At 44.4% G+C, this 17,190-nt stretch carries 14 protein-coding genes and 4 tRNA genes; 9 read left to right on the forward strand and 9 right to left on the reverse strand.

Features of this window, described 5'->3' with window-relative positions; translation table 11 throughout:
• Positions 1 to 9 precede the first annotated feature (9 nt).
• From secG to FTU92_RS08545, 9 genes are all read left to right on the forward strand, one after another.
• Positions 10 to 339: a preprotein translocase subunit SecG gene (gene secG / locus FTU92_RS08505; protein ID WP_180096085.1), complete on the forward strand. Its 330-nt coding sequence runs from the start codon at positions 10 to 12 to the stop codon at positions 337 to 339.
• 53 nt (positions 340 to 392) lie between these two features.
• Positions 393 to 477, forward strand: a tRNA-Leu gene (locus FTU92_RS08510).
• A 49-nt stretch (positions 478 to 526) separates the two neighbouring features.
• Positions 527 to 603 (forward strand) — tRNA-Met (locus FTU92_RS08515).
• 77 nt (positions 604 to 680) lie between these two features.
• Positions 681 to 757 (forward strand) — tRNA-Met (locus FTU92_RS08520).
• 134 nt (positions 758 to 891) lie between these two features.
• A tRNA-Met gene (locus tag FTU92_RS08525) sits at positions 892 to 968 on the forward strand.
• 322 nt (positions 969 to 1,290) lie between these two features.
• Positions 1,291 to 1,815 carry a ribosome maturation factor RimP gene (gene rimP, locus FTU92_RS08530; protein WP_004975871.1) on the forward strand — a complete coding sequence of 175 codons (525 nt, stop codon included), beginning with the start codon at positions 1,291 to 1,293 and terminating at the stop codon, positions 1,813 to 1,815.
• Positions 1,816 to 1,850: 35 nt separating this feature from the next.
• Positions 1,851 to 3,335, forward strand: coding sequence for a transcription termination factor NusA (gene nusA, locus FTU92_RS08535; RefSeq protein WP_154321110.1), 1,485 nt, complete (start codon positions 1,851 to 1,853; stop codon positions 3,333 to 3,335).
• Positions 3,336 to 3,345: 10 nt separating this feature from the next.
• Entirely contained in the window at positions 3,346 to 6,072 is a 2,727-nt protein-coding gene (infB, locus tag FTU92_RS08540; RefSeq protein ID WP_178866000.1) for a translation initiation factor IF-2, read from the forward strand.
• Positions 6,072 to 6,476: a ribosome-binding factor A gene (locus tag FTU92_RS08545; RefSeq protein ID WP_004975876.1), complete on the forward strand. Its 405-nt coding sequence runs from the start codon at positions 6,072 to 6,074 to the stop codon at positions 6,474 to 6,476. The genes infB and FTU92_RS08545 overlap by 1 nt, the downstream gene beginning before the upstream one ends.
• A gap of 121 nt (positions 6,477 to 6,597) precedes the next feature.
• Here FTU92_RS08545 and FTU92_RS08550 read toward each other — a convergent pair whose 3' ends face one another.
• From FTU92_RS08550 to hisIE, 9 genes are all read right to left on the reverse strand, one after another.
• Positions 6,598 to 6,996: a Na+/H+ antiporter subunit G gene (locus tag FTU92_RS08550; protein ID WP_004975877.1), complete on the reverse strand. Its 399-nt coding sequence runs from the start codon at positions 6,994 to 6,996 to the stop codon at positions 6,598 to 6,600.
• An 11-nt stretch (positions 6,997 to 7,007) separates the two neighbouring features.
• Positions 7,008 to 7,283 (reverse strand): monovalent cation/H+ antiporter subunit F, encoded by a 276-nt coding sequence (locus tag FTU92_RS08555; protein WP_004975880.1) that lies wholly within the window; start codon positions 7,281 to 7,283, stop codon positions 7,008 to 7,010.
• Entirely contained in the window at positions 7,280 to 7,813 is a 534-nt protein-coding gene (locus FTU92_RS08560; protein ID WP_004975882.1) for a Na+/H+ antiporter subunit E, read from the reverse strand. Before FTU92_RS08560 ends, FTU92_RS08555 begins: the two co-directional genes overlap by 4 nt.
• 2 nt (positions 7,814 to 7,815) lie before the next feature.
• On the reverse strand, positions 7,816 to 9,624 hold the full coding sequence (locus FTU92_RS08565; protein ID WP_180096087.1) for a monovalent cation/H+ antiporter subunit D: 1,809 nt from the start codon (positions 9,622 to 9,624) through the stop codon (positions 7,816 to 7,818).
• Positions 9,624 to 9,989 (reverse strand): Na+/H+ antiporter subunit C, encoded by a 366-nt coding sequence (locus tag FTU92_RS08570; protein WP_004975886.1) that lies wholly within the window; start codon positions 9,987 to 9,989, stop codon positions 9,624 to 9,626. The genes FTU92_RS08565 and FTU92_RS08570 overlap by 1 nt, the downstream gene beginning before the upstream one ends.
• Before the next feature lie 4 nt (positions 9,990 to 9,993).
• On the reverse strand, positions 9,994 to 12,831 hold the full coding sequence (locus FTU92_RS08575; RefSeq protein ID WP_180096089.1) for a monovalent cation/H+ antiporter subunit A: 2,838 nt from the start codon (positions 12,829 to 12,831) through the stop codon (positions 9,994 to 9,996).
• A gap of 607 nt (positions 12,832 to 13,438) precedes the next feature.
• Positions 13,439 to 14,812 (reverse strand): AAA family ATPase, encoded by a 1,374-nt coding sequence (locus FTU92_RS08580; RefSeq protein WP_180096091.1) that lies wholly within the window; start codon positions 14,810 to 14,812, stop codon positions 13,439 to 13,441.
• A 16-nt stretch (positions 14,813 to 14,828) separates the two neighbouring features.
• The gene (locus FTU92_RS08585) at positions 14,829 to 16,331 is read right to left on the reverse strand and encodes a UvrD-helicase domain-containing protein (RefSeq protein WP_004975892.1); all 1,503 of its coding nucleotides are present in this window, start codon (positions 16,329 to 16,331) and stop codon (positions 14,829 to 14,831) included.
• A 22-nt stretch (positions 16,332 to 16,353) separates the two neighbouring features.
• Entirely contained in the window at positions 16,354 to 17,136 is a 783-nt protein-coding gene (gene hisIE, locus FTU92_RS08590; RefSeq protein ID WP_180062012.1) for a bifunctional phosphoribosyl-AMP cyclohydrolase/phosphoribosyl-ATP diphosphatase HisIE, read from the reverse strand.
• Positions 17,137 to 17,190 lie beyond the last annotated feature (54 nt).

The following is a 17,190-nucleotide window of genomic DNA, read 5'->3' on the forward strand; positions in this document are numbered from 1 at the left end:
GAGTTCAGCATGCAAACATTTGTGCTGGTAGTACATATTATCTTAGCCATTTTAATGATTGGACTAATTTTGGTTCAGCATGGTAAAGGTGCAGATGCAGGCGCTTCTTTTGGTGGCGGTGGTGCGGCAACCGTATTTGGTGCGGCAGGCTCAGGTAACTTTTTAACCCGTTTAACGGCAATTTTAACAGCATTGTTTTTTGCAACCAGTTTAACTTTAGCGGTGTTTGCCAAGAAACAAACCACAGGTGCATATAGTTTGCAGACTGTACAAACGACTGCACCTGCACAGCCAGTATCGCCTGAAACTTCACCAACTGCGCCTAAAAGCGCTGAATAATTTTATTTAGCACTTTCTTTTTTCGCATGATGCGACTAGAATGCGTCACAGCTGCGGTGGTGGTGGAATTGGTAGACACGCTACCTTGAGGTGGTAGTGCTTTCGGGCGTGGGGGTTCAAGTCCCCCCTTCCGCACCAACTTATAATCCAGAAAACATAAGTTGGTGTTAAGCAGCAAATCTGTTGATGCGGGATGGAGCAGTCTGGTAGCTCGTCGGGCTCATAACCCGAAGGTCGTTGGTTCAAATCCAGCTCCCGCTACCAATCAATCCTAAGCTTATCGTGAATTAAGCGTAGGCAACTTAAATTATTTTAGGTTGAGATAAGTATTTACATGTTGTTGCGGGATGGAGCAGTCTGGTAGCTCGTCGGGCTCATAACCCGAAGGTCGTTGGTTCAAATCCAGCTCCCGCTACCAATATTTTAAAAGTGTGATTATGCTCTAATATGAGTTTTACGCTTTATACTGACTAAGGTGCAACTTAAGTCAGGCAAAAATGCTAAGTTTGATTGAAAACTTATTCATATTTGTATATAATTTTTGCACGTTGATGCGGGATGGAGCAGTCTGGTAGCTCGTCGGGCTCATAACCCGAAGGTCGTTGGTTCAAATCCAGCTCCCGCTACCAAGTTTCTAATGGTGTGGTACGTTAGTTTTAGTTGATTGAATTCAGCATAATAAACTAGCAAAGATGGTTAGATTTAGTCTAATCCCCGCAACCAAGTTTCTAAAGAGGCTCACAACTAGGTGGGCCTTTTTGCACAGTGGATATTGGTTTTACTGTGCAAGAATAGGGGCGATTACGCCCTTTTTTATTGGCTATCGTGTAGTGTCGATACAAGCCGTGCGCGGCCTAAAGTCAAAGTGTCATGTTTCACTACTACTATAGTTTGTATGAATGTGTAGTGGTCAAATAAGACCATTGAACCGCAGCAGAATGACGAGAGTAAATGAAGCTATCAAATAAAACTCAAGCACTTCAGGACTTAATTGCGCCAGCAGTGCAAGCATGTGATGTGGATCTTTGGGGAATCGAGTTTATTCCACAAGGTAAGCGTTCTTTGTTACGTATTTATATCGACAAAGCTGTCGATGAAAATGCAGAACCTGTCTTAAATGAAGATGGCGAATTAGAGCAAGGTCGTGGTATTGGTGTGCAAGATTGTGTACGTGTAACCCAGCAAGTTGGTGCAATGCTTGATGTGCATGATCCAATTTCAGGTGAATATGCACTTGAAGTATCCTCTCCGGGTTGGGATCGTCCATTTTTCCAATTAGAGCAATTGCCTGCATATATTGGGCAAACCATTGCGTTACGTTTAATCAGTGCTGTAGAAAACCGTCGTAAATTTCAAGCGAAATTGGTTGCTGTAGATCTGGAAAATGAAACCATTCAGGTCGAAGTGGAAAAACAGCAGGTATTGGAGATTGACAGTCACAATATTGATAAAGCAAACCTGATTTACCAAGATTAATCAAATTAATAAGAATCTGAACGAATAGGTGACTTATGGCACGTGAAATTCTTACCGTCGTTGAAACGGTTAGTAACGAAAAAGGTGTAAGTCGTGAGGCAATTTTTGAGGCGCTTGAACAGGCTCTTGTTGCTGCGACGAAAAAGAAATTCTACGAAGGCACAAACTCAGAAGAAGCACGTTTACGTGTGGAAATTGATCGTAAAACAGGTGACTACAGCACTTTCCGTCAGTGGGAAGTGGTGGCAGATGAAGATCATGAAATGCCTGCATGCCAAGATGCAATTTCTGATGTAGACCCTGCAAAGTGGTCAATTGGCGATATTCGCGAACTTGAAGTTGAGTCAATTGACTTCGGTCGTATTGCTGCGCAAATTGCCAAGCAAGTGATTGTGCAAAAAATTCGTGAAGCAGAACGCGCATTGGTTGCAGATGCTTATGAAGCCAAAGTAGGCGAGCTGATTTACGGTGAAGTGAAAAAGCAAACCAAAGATGGCTTTATTATTGATTTGGGCGACAATGCAGAAGCATATTTGGCGCGTGAAGAAATGATCGCCAAAGAAATTTTGCGTCCTAAGCAGCGTGTGAATGCAATTTTGTACAGCGTGAACCGTGAAGGTCGTGGTGCACAATTGTTGTTGTCACGTGCCAAGCCTGAAATGCTGATTGCATTGATGAAAAAAGAAATTCCAGAAATTTCTGAAGAAATCATCGAAATTAAAGCAGCAGCGCGTCAGCCAGGTGTACGTGCAAAAATTGCAGTAAAAACCAACGACCATCGTATTGACCCTGTAGGTGCATGTATTGGTATGCGTGGTACACGTATCCAAGCGGTACAGCAAGAGTTAAATGGTGAGCGTATTGATGTTGTGGTGTGGTCTGATGATCCAGCACAATATATCGCCAGTGCTTTAGAGCCAGCCGATGTATCGGGAATTGTGATTGATGAAGAAGAACGTACTGCCGACATTATTTTCGCAACCAGCGATCAGTTGGCACGTGCAATTGGTTCACAAGGTCAAAACGTACGTTTAGCCTCTGAACTCACAGGTTACAAGCTGAACATGATGCTTGAAGAAGAGTATCACGCACGTCAGCAAAATGAAGCGCAACAATACTTGGACTTGTTTGTTTCACGTCTAGACATTGCTGAAGATTTGGCGATGGCATTGGTAGAAATGGGCTTCACTTCATTAGAAGAAATTGCGTATGTTCCTGCGGAAACATTTGACGAAATTGATTTAGATGAAGAACTTGTTGAAATGTTACAAGGCCGTGCCAAAGAAGTGGCTTTGGCAGAAGCATTGCAACAGCAAGAAAATATCCAAGATCCGAGTGAAGAACTTCTAGCAATGGAAGGCATGACACAAGAGATCGCTTATGCGCTTGCCGCTCGTGGTGTCATTACAGTTGATGATTTAGCTGACCAAGCGACTGACGATATCGAAGATATAGAAGGTTTAGGTACAGAAAAAGCGGGTCAATTGATTATGAAAGCGCGCGAATCATGGTTTAACTAGGAGGTAATATATGACGGACAAGTCGATTAAAGAGTTAGCGCTCAGTGTAGGTCGTCCAGTTGAGAAACTCCTGGAACAGGTTCGTGACGCAGGTTTACCACAGCGTAACGCTGACGATATTATTTCCACGGAACAACAAAGTACCCTAGTGAACCATTTAAAAAAGGTTCACGGTCAAGAGGGTAAAGCAGGACAAATCACGTTGAAACGTAAAACCACCAGTACCGCTAAAGTGGCAAGTACTTCGGGCAAAGCGAAAACGATTAATGTAGAAGTTCGCAAGAAGCATACATTTGTAAAGCCAGATCCTGAACAGATTAAAGCGGAAGCACTGGCAAAAGCACAGGCGGAAGCAGCTGAAAAAGCGCAAGCAGAACAGCAAGCACGTGACGTGGCAGAAAAGAGCAAAGCGAAAGCAGACGCGCCTCAAGCAGGTGCCGCAAAAGCGAAACAAGCTTTAGATGCAATGCGTGCAGCAGCCAAGCAAGAAACAGCCAAGCAAGAAGTTGCAAAAGCTGCGGTTGTGGTGAAACGTAAGTCAACCAACAAGCCAATTGTGAAGCAAGCAGTGAAAGTCACTGAAACACCTGAGCAAAAGAAAGCGCGTGAAGCGCAAGCAGCTCAGTTGAAAGCGACTGAAGAAGCAGCACGTCGTAAAGCTGCTGAAGAAGCGCAGCAACGTACGCTTGAGCAAATGCGTCAGATGGCATCTAAATACTCAAATGAAGATGCAACCGCTACCATTCGTGTGGTAGATGATTCTCCATTGGCGGCTGGTCTTGTGGGTCAGGCTTATGAAGATTCATTTGCCAAAGAAGACCGTGAAATCAAGCGTGGTACCAGCACCACCAATACACGTTCACCGAAAAAAGGTGGTCGTCGTGGTCAGGAAGAACAGTCTTTCAGCCAAAACTCACATAAACGCGGTTTGAAAACGAGCCAAGCCAACAAGCACGGCTTTGAAAAACCAGTTAAAAAACAAGTTTATGATGTTGAAATTGGTGCAACGATTGTGGTTGCGGACTTGGCTGCAAAAATGGCAGTTAAAGTACGCGAAGTTATTAAATCACTCATGAAAATGGGTGAGTTAGTTACGCAAAACCAAGCGATTGAGCAAGAAGTTGCAGCACTTGTAGTTGAGGAAATGGGCCACAACCCAGTTCTAGTATCTGATACGCAAGCTGAAGATAACTTACTTGAAGCTGCTGAAGAGGCACGTGGTGTTCAAACGACACGTCCACCAGTGGTGACCATCATGGGTCACGTTGACCATGGTAAGACATCATTACTTGACCGTATTCGTCGTGCCAAAGTGGCTGCAGGCGAAGCGGGTGGTATTACCCAGCACATTGGTGCATACCACGTACAAACCGATAAAGGCATTATCACCTTCTTAGATACACCGGGACACGCAGCGTTTACTGCAATGCGTTCACGTGGTGCGAAAGCGACAGATATCGTGGTATTGGTCGTTGCGGCAGATGATGGTGTGATGCCACAAACTGCAGAAGCCATTGACCATGCGCGTGCAGCGGGTACGCCAATTATTGTTGCCATTAACAAAATGGACAAAGAATCGGCTGATCCAGACCGCGTATTGAATGAATTGACCACCAAAGAAATCGTACCTGAACAATGGGGCGGTGACGTACCTGTTGCAATGGTTTCGGCGCATTCAGGTCAAGGTATTGATGAACTTCTTGACTTAATTTCAATTCAAGCAGAAATGATGGAATTGAAAGCATCTGAAGAAGGTGCAGCGCAAGGTGTGGTGATTGAAGCGCGTGTAGATAAAGGTCGCGGTGCAGTGACGTCAATTCTGGTACAAAACGGTACTTTGAATGTAGGTGACTTGGTACTTGCAGGTTCATCTTATGGTCGCGTACGTGCCATGACTGATGAAAACGGTAAGCGTATTAAATCTGCAGGTCCTTCAATTCCAGTTGAAATTTTAGGTTTACCTGAAGCGCCAATGGCAGGTGACGAAGTTCTTGTTGTAAATGACGAGAAGAAAGCACGTGAAGTTGCCGATGCGCGTATGGATCGTGAGCGTCAAAAACGTCTTGAGCGTCAAAGCGCAATGCGTCTTGAAAACATCATGGCATCAATGGGCAAAAAAGACGTTCCATTTGTCAATGTGGTATTGAAGACCGATGTACGAGGTACTTTGGAAGCCTTGATTGTTGCATTGGGCGAGTTGTCTACCGATGAAGTACGTGTACGTGTGATTGGTTCAGGCGTAGGTGCGATCACTGAGTCTGACGTTACGCTTGCAGAATCTTCAGAAGCTGTATTACTGGGCTTTAACGTACGTGCTGACAATACTGCGCGTCAAAAAGCCGATGCCGATGGTATTGACATTCGTTACTACAGCATCATCTATCAATTAATTGATGATGTGAAAGATGCGATGAGCGGTAAGCTTGCACCTGAACACCGTGAAACTATTTTGGGTGTTGCAGAAGTGCGTGAAGTGTTCCACTCAAGTAAGTTCGGTGCAGCTGCAGGTTGTATGGTACTTGAAGGCGTACTTCACCGTAACAAACCAATTCGCGTATTACGTGATGATGTGGTGGTATTCCAAGGTGAGCTTGAGTCACTTCGTCGTTATAAAGACGTGGTGGAAGAAGTTCGCGCAGGTATGGAATGTGGTCTTGCAGTAAAAGGCTATAAAGACATCAAACCACTTGATAAGATTGAAGTGTACGATGTTCAATTGATTAAACGGAGTCTTTAATGGCGGGTAGTCAACGTCTGAAGCGTATGGCGGATACAGTACAGCGTGAGCTGTCAGAACTGATTCGCCAAGAGCTGAAAGATCCACGCTTAGGTGGTCTTGTGACCATCTCTGCAGTGAAGGTGAGCCCAGACTTAGGATATGCGGAAGTGTACGTGACCGTCATGGGACGTGAATTAGGCGATGAGCAAAGCGAAACGGCAAATAAAGAAACCTTGGATGTGTTGAATAAAGCATCAGGCTTCTTGCGCCATGAGTTAAGCCGTCGTATTAAGACACGTATTACCCCGCGTTTGCGTTTTCACTACGATAAAACCAATGCCTATGGTAACTATATGTTTGGTTTGATTGCAGAAGCGGTAAAAGATTTACCTCCTGCAGCACCTAAGCAAGATGAAGAATAAATCAGTGATGATAAAAAATGCCACCTTCGGGTGGCATTTTTTTGTCTATCATGTTTGAGCTTTTGCAATGTAAGCAAGGTTATATCGGATACGATGCTTTTTTTAATGCCTGACTAATATTCTAGACCAAATCATCATGGGACTTTTTTTCATAACGACGTAAATTACGACGTTGGCGTTGCCACGGTAATGGACGGTCTAAGGTTTCAGGCACATTGCCACTCATCGAACGTAAACGTAAATGCAGTGCTGCCTGTGCCATTAAATTGGCAGAAACAGGCGCGGTAATAAACGCAAATAGGGTGATTAATACTTCTGCAAAGCCAAATCGTCCTTCAAATGCCGCATAAATAATGGCTGCAATTAAGAAACTGCCTAGTCCTAAAGTGCTGGATTTTGTAGGGGCATGCAGTCGCATAAATAAGTCGGGTAGGCGAACCATGCCAATGCCGCCCACCAACATGAAAAATGCGCCAATAATTAAAAAGAATGACACTAAAATTTCCATGAGTAATTGCATGTTCATTCTCCTTAATCAATCACATGACCACTGGTGAAGTAACGCGCCAGTGCTGCAGTAGACACAAAGCCTAGCATCGCCACCAATAACGCACCTTCAAATAATGAGGTACTGGTCCAATAGATACCCAGAACCACCACCAAGCAGGTCGCATTTAAAAACAAGGTATCCAAGGCCAACAGGCGGTCTACAATTGAAGGGCCAATAATCAGGCGATATAGGCACATAAACATGGACAGCGTAATCGCAACCATGCAGATTCCAAGTGCATAAGGCAGAATCATCATTGCTTTTCTCCTGACTGTGCACCAAAAATTTCAATCAGCGGTTTTTCATAACGATTTTTGATGTCTTGAATATCTACACTTTCATCTGCAGTGTTTAAGGCATGCACCAAAATATCGCCACGGTCTTGGTCAATACCTGCTGTAACCGTGCCTGGTGTGGTGGTAATGATCATCGCCAAAATACTGTTGACCTGTTCGTGTTGTGTTTCGAGAGGGACACGGAACCATTTTGGCTGCATACGGTCTGTTGGGCCAAGTACCAGTTTTGCGACACGAATATTACAAATCATAATATCCCAGACCACCACGAAGAATAAGCGAATGGCTGCAGTCCAGTTGATGTCTGGTGTACGCGCAATAAAGGGCTGGATCAGTTTGGGAATCAAGAGCGCCAAGACCAGTGCCATCAACAGATTCCCTGCAGAAACACTATGCGCCAACATCAGCCAACTCAGTGCCACCAAGACAGATACAAACGGGTGTGGCAGCAGGTTATCCCAAAACGAAGTTTTTGGTCTCGTTTTTTGCATGTTTAGGGCTCCGCAGGTTTGAGTTGAGTATCGCTAGGTTGCTGTGCTTCCTCACGATTTTGCTGTTGAATCTGACGTTGTTTATAGTCAGAAATATGCTCGCCTTCCAAGGTGTTTGGATCAATCACATAGGGAATTAAATGTGCATTGGTGTCAATTGCTTCGCCACCGTACTTGGTTTGAGGTAAGTACAATGGATCATAAGGTTGTACGCTAATCACATTTGCAGCACGGTCTTTTTTCAGAATCAGTGCTTCATAGGCCGCATTATGTTGAATCTGCTGTGCAGTATTCAGCATATATTGTTGAATTGGATTGGCAAATACCACGTACAGCACTAAACCCGTTAGGAGAAAATAAATGACACGGTCATTACGGGGCGGTGCAATCGCAGGTAGTGCCTGATATTCATAATAGGCTTCAGTTTGCGCATCATCTTCAGGTTTGGTCGCGCGCCAAAATAAAATAAAGCCGACACGGGTGAATGCAATAATACTCAGCAAGCTGATCAAGAGAATAATGCCAATAATCCAGCCTTGATGTGCCATATTGGCGGTGGCTTGCAAAATAAAGACCTTGCCCAAAAAGCCACTAAACGGTGGCAAACCTGCCATCATTAAGGCAATCATGAAGTATGTGATTGCCAGTACTTTGTGTTGCTTCATTTGCGGGGCAATATTGAAGTGATCTTTAAATGCGCCACGTTGTGAGGTAATCCAGCCACACAGCAAATAGAAAGCCGCTGCAATTAAGGTACTGTGTACTAAGTAATACAGTGCGGCTGACCATGCCTGTGTGTTCAGCATCGAAATGGCGATCAGGATCGTACCAATCGAAGACAGCACCATAAAACCGACAAAACGACGTAAGCGCTCTGCACCAATTGCGCCAATGACCCCATACAGTGAGGTAATTAGACCAATCGGCAGCAACCAGTCTTGTAGGATTTTATGGCTCAGTGCATCATCAAATACGGTTCCATTAACCCGCAAAATGGCATACACACCCACTTTGGTCATGATGGTGAATAAGGCTGCCACAGGGGTTGTCGCCACGGCATAGGTTTTAGGAAGCCAGAAACCGACAGGAAGCATAGCGGCTTTAATACCAAATACCACAAATAGCAGTAAGCCACCTGCCACCGCAATTTTATGTGCATCAGCATCGAGTAGCGGAATAAGACGTGCCACATCGGTCATGTTTAAACTGCCGACACTGCCGTAAATCATCCCCAAACCAATTAAGAACAGGGCAGAGGCCAACAGGTTGATGGTGACGTAATGAATCCCGAGTTGAAAACGTGCTTTGCCTTGACCGTGCAATAACAACACATACGAGGCGAGCAACAAGATTTCAAAAAATACGAACAGGTTAAATAAGTCGCCTGTGAGGAATGCACCGCAAAGTCCCATGAGTAGGAAATGCACCATGGTATGAAAATAGCGACCACGTTCATCCCATTTTTTGCTGGAAAACCACAGTAATGGCAAGGCAAGTGAATAAGTCAGTACCAACATGAGGGCAGACAGTTGATCTAGCACTAAAATAATGCCAAACGGGGCGGCCCATTCGCTCAAATTATAAATAATAATTTGCCCACTGCTGACTTGAATTAAATAGCTAATTGCAGTGACTAAACCGAGTGTGGCAGAAAGATAGCTAATGCCACGACGCCATGGCTGACGCCAGTCATGTGAGAGTGAACCAAAGCCCGGATTGCCTAATAGCACTAAAATAAATGCGGTAAAGGTTGGAATCAGGATGCTAAAAATAGGTGAATGCTGTAGCCAAAATTGGAGGAAATCAGTCATTATGGCTCATCCTCACGTGGGTCAAGCAGTGGATGTTCTTCTTTGGCATCGACGTGGTCTGTCCCTGTTTCATAACGGCTACGCAGCGCCAATTGCACAATAAATGCGGTGGTGGCAAAACCAATCACAATTGCGGTTAATACCAAGGCTTGTGGTAATGGGTCGGTGACTTTTGAAGCTTCAGTCAAAATTGCAGGTGCATTGAGCTGAATACGCCCCATGCTGAATAAGAAAATATTGACGGCATAACCAATCATCGCCAAGCCCAAAACCACAGGAAAGGTACGGGCACGTAAAATTAAATAGATTCCTGTCGCGACTAACATTCCAATGGCAGACGCAATTAAAAACTCAATACTAATCATTGCATTACTCCTTTGGAAGTGGGCCAGACATGCCTGAGTGACGTGAGTCGCCCAAGACAGAAATCATCAACATTACCGCACCAACCACCGTGACATACACGCCTACATCAAATAAGGCAGCCGAAGCGAGGTGCATTTCACCAATAATCGGAGGATTGACATAAATATGTGCGCTGGTGAGGAATGGACGTCCCCAGAACCATGCGGCAAGTCCTGTCAGACCTGCAATACTTAAACCCACGCCAATCCAGATTTCGTATAAACGTCCAGATTTAGCTTTGAGCATTTGTTCGGTGTGGTCTTGACCAAGCGCAATGTATTGGATGATCAACGCCATTGCGGTAATTAAGCCCGCAATAAAGCCACCGCCTGGTAAGTTATGACCGCGCAAGAAAATATACAGGCTGACCACAAGGGCGATAGGTAAAATCCATGAGGCGGTAATCCGCAGCATCAACGGTGAAGGATTAAAGCGATAGGTTAAACCTTGGGTCATGATAGTGCCGTGCGCACGCATACCATCCATTAAACACAGCGTACCAATCGCAGCAATGCCCAAGACGGTAATTTCACCAAAGGTATCGAAACCACGGAAGTCCACCAAAATGACGTTGACCACGTTGGTTCCGCCACCGAGTGGAATGGATTGCTGATTAAAGAACCATGAAATTGAATTGTGGTCGCGAGTCATAACCAGCCACGCAATCCAGCCGATACCAATGCCGCCACCAATCGCAATGAAGGCATCTCGCCAACGACGTGAACGGCTAGATTCATACGGGGTCAATTGTGGGAGCAGCGATAGACTCATCAGCAATAAAACAGTGGTGACGACATCAACCGTGATTTGAGTTTGTGCCAAGTCGGGAGCAGACAGTCCGACAAACATCATGGTGACGACCAAGCCAACTGCACCGCTGATTAAGACAGCTTTGATGCGCTCATGGTGGAACCACAGCATCATCCAGCAGGCAGAGAACAGCAATAACCATAAAACAATGGCAATCATAGGCGCATGTGTGAGTTCACGTGTGCCAGTTGTTAATCCCTGATTGAATAATGGTAGCGCGACCATGAATACCGTAAAAGCAATGATCCACACCAAATAGCTTTGCAGTGAACCATTTTCGGTTTTACGTTTGATTTTGCGTGAAACTTGTAGCAAATGTTTTAAGAATAATTCAAACAGCAGTTTGCCTTGGAATTGACCTAAATGTGGGTCGAGGTCAATTTCACGGATTTTTCCACCTTTGGCGAGCGAGAAATAGAAAATGATCCCGCCAAGCAGTGCAATAACACTCATCAGCAGGGGAAGATTAAAGCCATGCCAAATTGCCAGATGTGTGCCTTCAAACTGCGACAGTTGGGTACTGGCATGAGTCGTGCTATTGACAATATGCTCGACCAATAAGGCAGGCATCAAGCCGACTAAAATACATAAAACAGCCAATAAAGTTGCGGGTGCACGCATGCCAAACGGAGGTTCGTGAGCTTCTTTGTTTGGGACATCTTTACCAATTGGACCATCAAAGAAAACGCCGTGTACCAAACGTATTGAATAGGCCACTGCAAAAATACCCGCCAGTGTCGCAACAATTGCAGAAACCAACAGTACAGGGCCAGATAAGTTTGCTACCAGTTCAGTGAAGAACATTTCTTTGGACAAAAAGCCGTTGGTCAACGGTACGCCAGCCATAGAGGCCGCGGTAATCATAGTGAGGGTGGCGGTAAAGGGTAATAGTTGCCATAAGCCACTAAGTTTGCGTAAATCACGTGTGCCTGATTCGTGGTCGATAATTCCTGCAATCATAAACAGGGCCGCTTTAAAGGTGGCGTGGTTGATGATGTGGAAAATTGCAGCAGCTACTGCTAACGGTGAACCAATGCCGAGTAAGCACATGATCAGACCTAAATGACTGATGGTGGAATACGCCAATAAGCCTTTTAAATCTTCTTTGAAAATGGCAAAGAATGCTGCCATACACAGGGTAAATAGACCAATAAAGGTGACTAGGTTGTGATATAACGCTGCGCCTGCAAAAATTGGCAATAAGCGCGCCAGCAAGAAAATCCCTGCTTTGACCATCGTTGCCGAATGTAGATAGGCAGAAACAGGCGTGGGTGCAGCCATGGCATTGGGTAGCCAGAAGTGAAACGGAAATTGCGCACTTTTGGTAAATGCACCCAATAAAATCAGCAATAAAGTTGGTACAAATAAATGATGACTTTGAATTTGTTCAGTCATCATTAAGATTTGGTCAATTTGATAGGTGCCTGTGATTTGCGCCAATAACACAAAACCACCGAGCATGGCGAGTCCGCCCATGCCTGTAATGGTCAGTGCCATACGTGAGCCGCGTTGTGCTGCCTCGTAATTGCTCCAATAACCCACCAATAAGAAAGAGGAAATACTGGTCAGTTCCCAAAAAGTCAGCAACAAAATCAGGTTATTGGAGAGCGAAATTCCCAACATGGCAGCCATAAACAGCATGAGGAGAACATAGAGTTTACTGAGCGAGTTTTGTGGACTTAAATAATAATAGGCATAAATAAAAATGAGTGTGCCGATCCCCGTGATCAGCAAGGAGAATAATAAACCAAGCGCATCTAGACGAAAGCTTAAATCAATCCCCAACTGTGGCAGCCAAGACCATGTTTGAATGATCGTTTCGCCATTAAAGACTGCTTTTGCTTGAGTCAGGAGCAGAATAAGACTGCTCAGACTGACGCCAATCGCCCCTAAAGCCGTTACCCCGCGTGAAAATTGTTTCAGCCACGAGACAAGGGTTGTGCCCAGTACTAACGGTAACAATATAATAATCGGTAGCACACTCATATCCATTGTCGTGAATAGGTTGAAAACCTAAAGGATGAATCTTATCTTCCAAGGATTACAGGACAGCAACACACCATCCAAAAGATTCAATCTTGAAAGCCAATCAGTCGTGTCAGTAAACACGTAGTCTATTGTTTTGATGAGCGTATTGTCGCAACTTAAACTCAAAACAAGATCATGCAAAAATAATTTTACATGGCTAGGCGGCTCAAGCAGCAAAAAATATGCTGATCTTTCGCTGACGATGCAGCGAATAAGGTTGTGCTTGGTTTGGTTAAAGCTGTGTTAAAAATATTTAGATGCGTCAATCTACAACCTAGTTGAACTATGGATGAAGTTGATCTGCATCTGCTGCATTTTTACAGCATTCACCGTGTTTGAAAGGTCAATAGACACTATTCAAGGTATAAAAAAAGTTGTATTGCGCAACTTTAAAAACTACAGCAAAATCGGATTTTACTATAAAAGTTCAAAATTAATCTGATTTTATTACATGAATAAAACAACATCAATTTTTTTTGCATACAGCAAAGTCATTATATACCGTCTGTTATATGCGGGATAAAGTATTTCCTTGCTTTTTGGCCAAGTATGCCTTGAAAGACTTCGGCAATTAAGATTCAGGCAATTGATCAGGTGTTGGCTCACTATCCAATTGCTGTAAGCGTTGCAGCAACTCCTGTTTTTGTTCGGCAGTTAAATGGTTTTGAATCTGCTGCAAAATTTCAGCCGTGCCTAATTGTGTTGGGTTTTGTTCTTGTAGGCTGACGTCTTCTGTCGTGTGAGTGGTTTCTAGCACATCAGCATAAATTTCTGCAAACTGCGGTTGTAAACTTTGCCATGCGATGGGATGCAGCTGTTGATGTTCCAGTTTTAAACATTGAAAGCGTTCCGCTTGTTCCAAAAGTTCGCTGCGGTTGCCTGTGGCAATAATTTGTAAGCGCGGAAAAGCTTGATGTAAACGGGTCAGTATTTGTGCGGCCTGTTGTTGATCGAGCTGATGATCAATCTGGTCAATCAACAAAATACCATCTCCCTCGCGACACGGATACAAACTGTTTGGGTTTAGCAAACAGAGGCGACGTACAATATCGCCTACCAGAGCAATCCAGTTGCGCTGACTGTTCGACAATTGCTGATACAGCATATCTTTGCCCTGACAGCGCACCATGAGTTGTAATTTAGGCAGATGTTGTAGATATAGGTCTTCAATTTCAGGCAGCACGATTTGTAAGGCATCTTTCAGTGCTTGTAAACTCGGTGCATGCATTTGGGTATAGGCATGCAATAAGGACTGATTCAGGGTTTGTGCGAGTTCGCTTTGTTGTTGCTGATATAGCTTGTGTAAAAGCTGCGCACTTTGGGCATTTTCAATATCGGAAATTTCCCGCAGCCATTCAAAAAAACGAGTGAATGTCGTGAATGGAATCGCGGCAATTTCGTAGGCATGTCCAGGTTGTAAAATCAGCGGATTATTTTTATTGAGTAAATTGACTTCATTCACGAAGCGTTCTGCAGGGTAGTAGGCAATCAGCGGTAGTCCCTGCATCGGGTCGTGTTTAATGGCGTGTTGATAAAGCTGCACCATTTTTTCAAGCTTGGCCGTTTCTGCTTTGCTTACTCCCACACCACTACTATTTAGGGTTTTATATAGTTGCCAGTCACAATGTTGGATGCTTTCAATTTGCGTGTTACTTGATTCTGCCAAACTGCCTATGTCTGCTGGAATTTCCACACAAACATCAATTTTAGCTTGCAAGCGGTTGAATAAAATATCTTGATCTTGCATGACCAAACCCGCAGTGCGTAAGTCTTTATAGCGAGCGGCAAACCAAGTCAGTGCTTGATAACTAAATCGTAACAGCGAGGTTTTACCCGCGCTTTGGTCTGCCAAAATAAGCGTAATGGGCAGGTCGTGATAATTGAGTTCGAGTTTTAGGTCTGCAAAATGGGTGATGTGTCTGAAATGAACCGATGTAATTTTCATAGCGCACCTGCTGCAATTACCCCACCGCTTTGCGTAACGATGTCGGCATTTTTATTTTCAGTTGTTGTACCAAATCGTAAATATGATGAATATTTAAACTGACTTTAGCACGTGTGCATGCCACGTACAGTAATCTTAATTCTTCATCGCTAATTTTATGCTCTTTGTCGTTCAGTTTAAATTGGTAGTCGTCTTCAATATGTACCCGATTCCATTCTAAACCTTTGGCTTTATGCGCTGTCGAAATAATATAGTCGGCTTGGTCAATTGGGGTGATTTTTGCCAACGCCCGTTTGAGTGGATTAGTACCATGATCATCCACCAGTTTGACCAAAGGTTTAATGTCGCTGCCATCGTTGGTTTCACAATATTCATGTACATCATGCCAAGAGTTAAACCATGCCAGTTCCGGAACGTCGGTCACACGTTTGCCTTGTTTGAGCATCGCGGCAGCATCCACAAAACGGTTTAAGCGCACATGGTCGGCTTGCAGACTGACTTTATCGCCATGCACTAAACCTGCCAGTAGCAGTTCCATGGCACGGGCGTTGGTACGGCATAAAATCGCATCACGCATTTTGGTATGCGGTTTGTTGACCACTTTGGAATGTAATTCTGGATTGCCCAAGAGTGGCACGGTTTCATTCAGCCCACCTAAAATGGCATTGGCGGTCAGGGCAATTTCTTCACCAAAACGGAACGATGTGGTCAGTCGTGATTCAGGCAAAGGTAATTGCTGCATGGCATTGATTGCACCACGCCAAGCATAGATTTGCTGATGCGCATCGCCCACATAAATCACTTGAGTATTACGTTGCTTGAGTAAAATGCCCAGCATGAGCGGGTCGGCATCTTGAGCTTCGTCAAACAGCACATAATCGGCAGGAATGTTGGGTTCAGACAAGGCCCAAAGTTTCAGATAAATATCGTGTCCAATGCCTGCCTGATGATTCGGGTCAATTGACTCCAACCAGCGTCGTTCTACCGCAGGATAAAGATGCTTTTGTAAGGTGTCGATGTCATCTGGATGCAACCAACTGGGTGCTTGTAAATGTCGTGGGGCAGGGTATTGCGAACTGGTCGAGCAGAAATGACTCACGGCATTGGCCACCAAACTGGCTAAACGACTTGGCATCAACACATATTTTTCATAGCGTCCGCCCATCATACGTCTAAGGGTAATCGGTTCTAAACGATACTCTTTGGCAATAAAACTTGGACTTAAACGGGGTAGGCGTAATTTGTCGGTGACTCCACGTGGAACGCTGCGATATGCAAGCGAGTGAAATGTACGACAATCGACCTGACGATGAAATTTACTTTGTGCTTCTGCGGCAATGGCTTTGTTAAATGCCAAGTACATGCCACGCCGTTCTGGCATGGCATCACTGATCATTTGTAAGGTCGTGGTTTTACCTGTACCTGCATAGGCAATCACTTTAAAAGATTTGCCCAGACGTGCATTATCTATAGCAGTGGCTTGCTCATAGGTCGGGCGAGGCTTGGTGATTACAGACACAGATCAGAGTTAGCTTTTCACGTTAATGGCTACGGTTGGCTTTTTCAACCAAGCCTGATAAACCTTGACGACGAGCCAATTCATTCAGTACCACTTGCGGTTCAATATCGAAATAACCCAACATGACAATGCTGTGGAACCATAAATCGGCCACTTCATAAATCAGGTCATTTTTGTTGTTGGCATTGGCTTCGGTGTTGAAATCTTTGGCGGCAATAATTGCTTCCACGGTTTCTTCACCTACTTTTTCCAAAATTTTATTCAAGCCTTTATGGTATAGCTTGGCTACATAAGATGAGTCAGGATTAGCGGTTTTGCGCTCGCTCATCATTTGCCCTAAATAAGCCAAAACTTCAACTTGTTCAGCTTGTGCTTTTGATTGGCTCATGGCTAAGGTGTGAGCATTGGCGGCTTGTTCACCATAAATTTGATTCGGGTCTTTCAGCTGTGCATCTACAATTTCCCAACCATTGGCGGTGAGTTTGCGATAGAAACAAGATTCACGCCCTGTGTGGCAAGCAATTCCACCATGTTGTTCAATTTGCAGGATAATCACATCGGCATCGCAGTCCAGACGAATCTCGTGCACAGTTTGAAAGTGTCCAGATTCTTCACCCTTGTGCCACAATTTATTGCGCGAACGTGAAAAATACACCGCCTGATTTTTTTCGGCAGTTAGTGCCAAGGCTTCACGATTCATCCACGCCACCATCAACACACGTCCTGTTTGATGATGCTGTGCAATGGCAGGCACTAATCCTTGTTCGTTAAATTTTACTTCATCGAGCCATTGCAACTTATTCATGAGTTGTTCACCAAAATTAATTTAAATTGTATGGACGCTATTTTCAGAGCGCAC

This window comes from Acinetobacter sp. YH12205 (assembly GCF_013418125.1).
Classification (GTDB): Bacteria; Pseudomonadota; Gammaproteobacteria; order Pseudomonadales; family Moraxellaceae; genus Acinetobacter; species Acinetobacter towneri.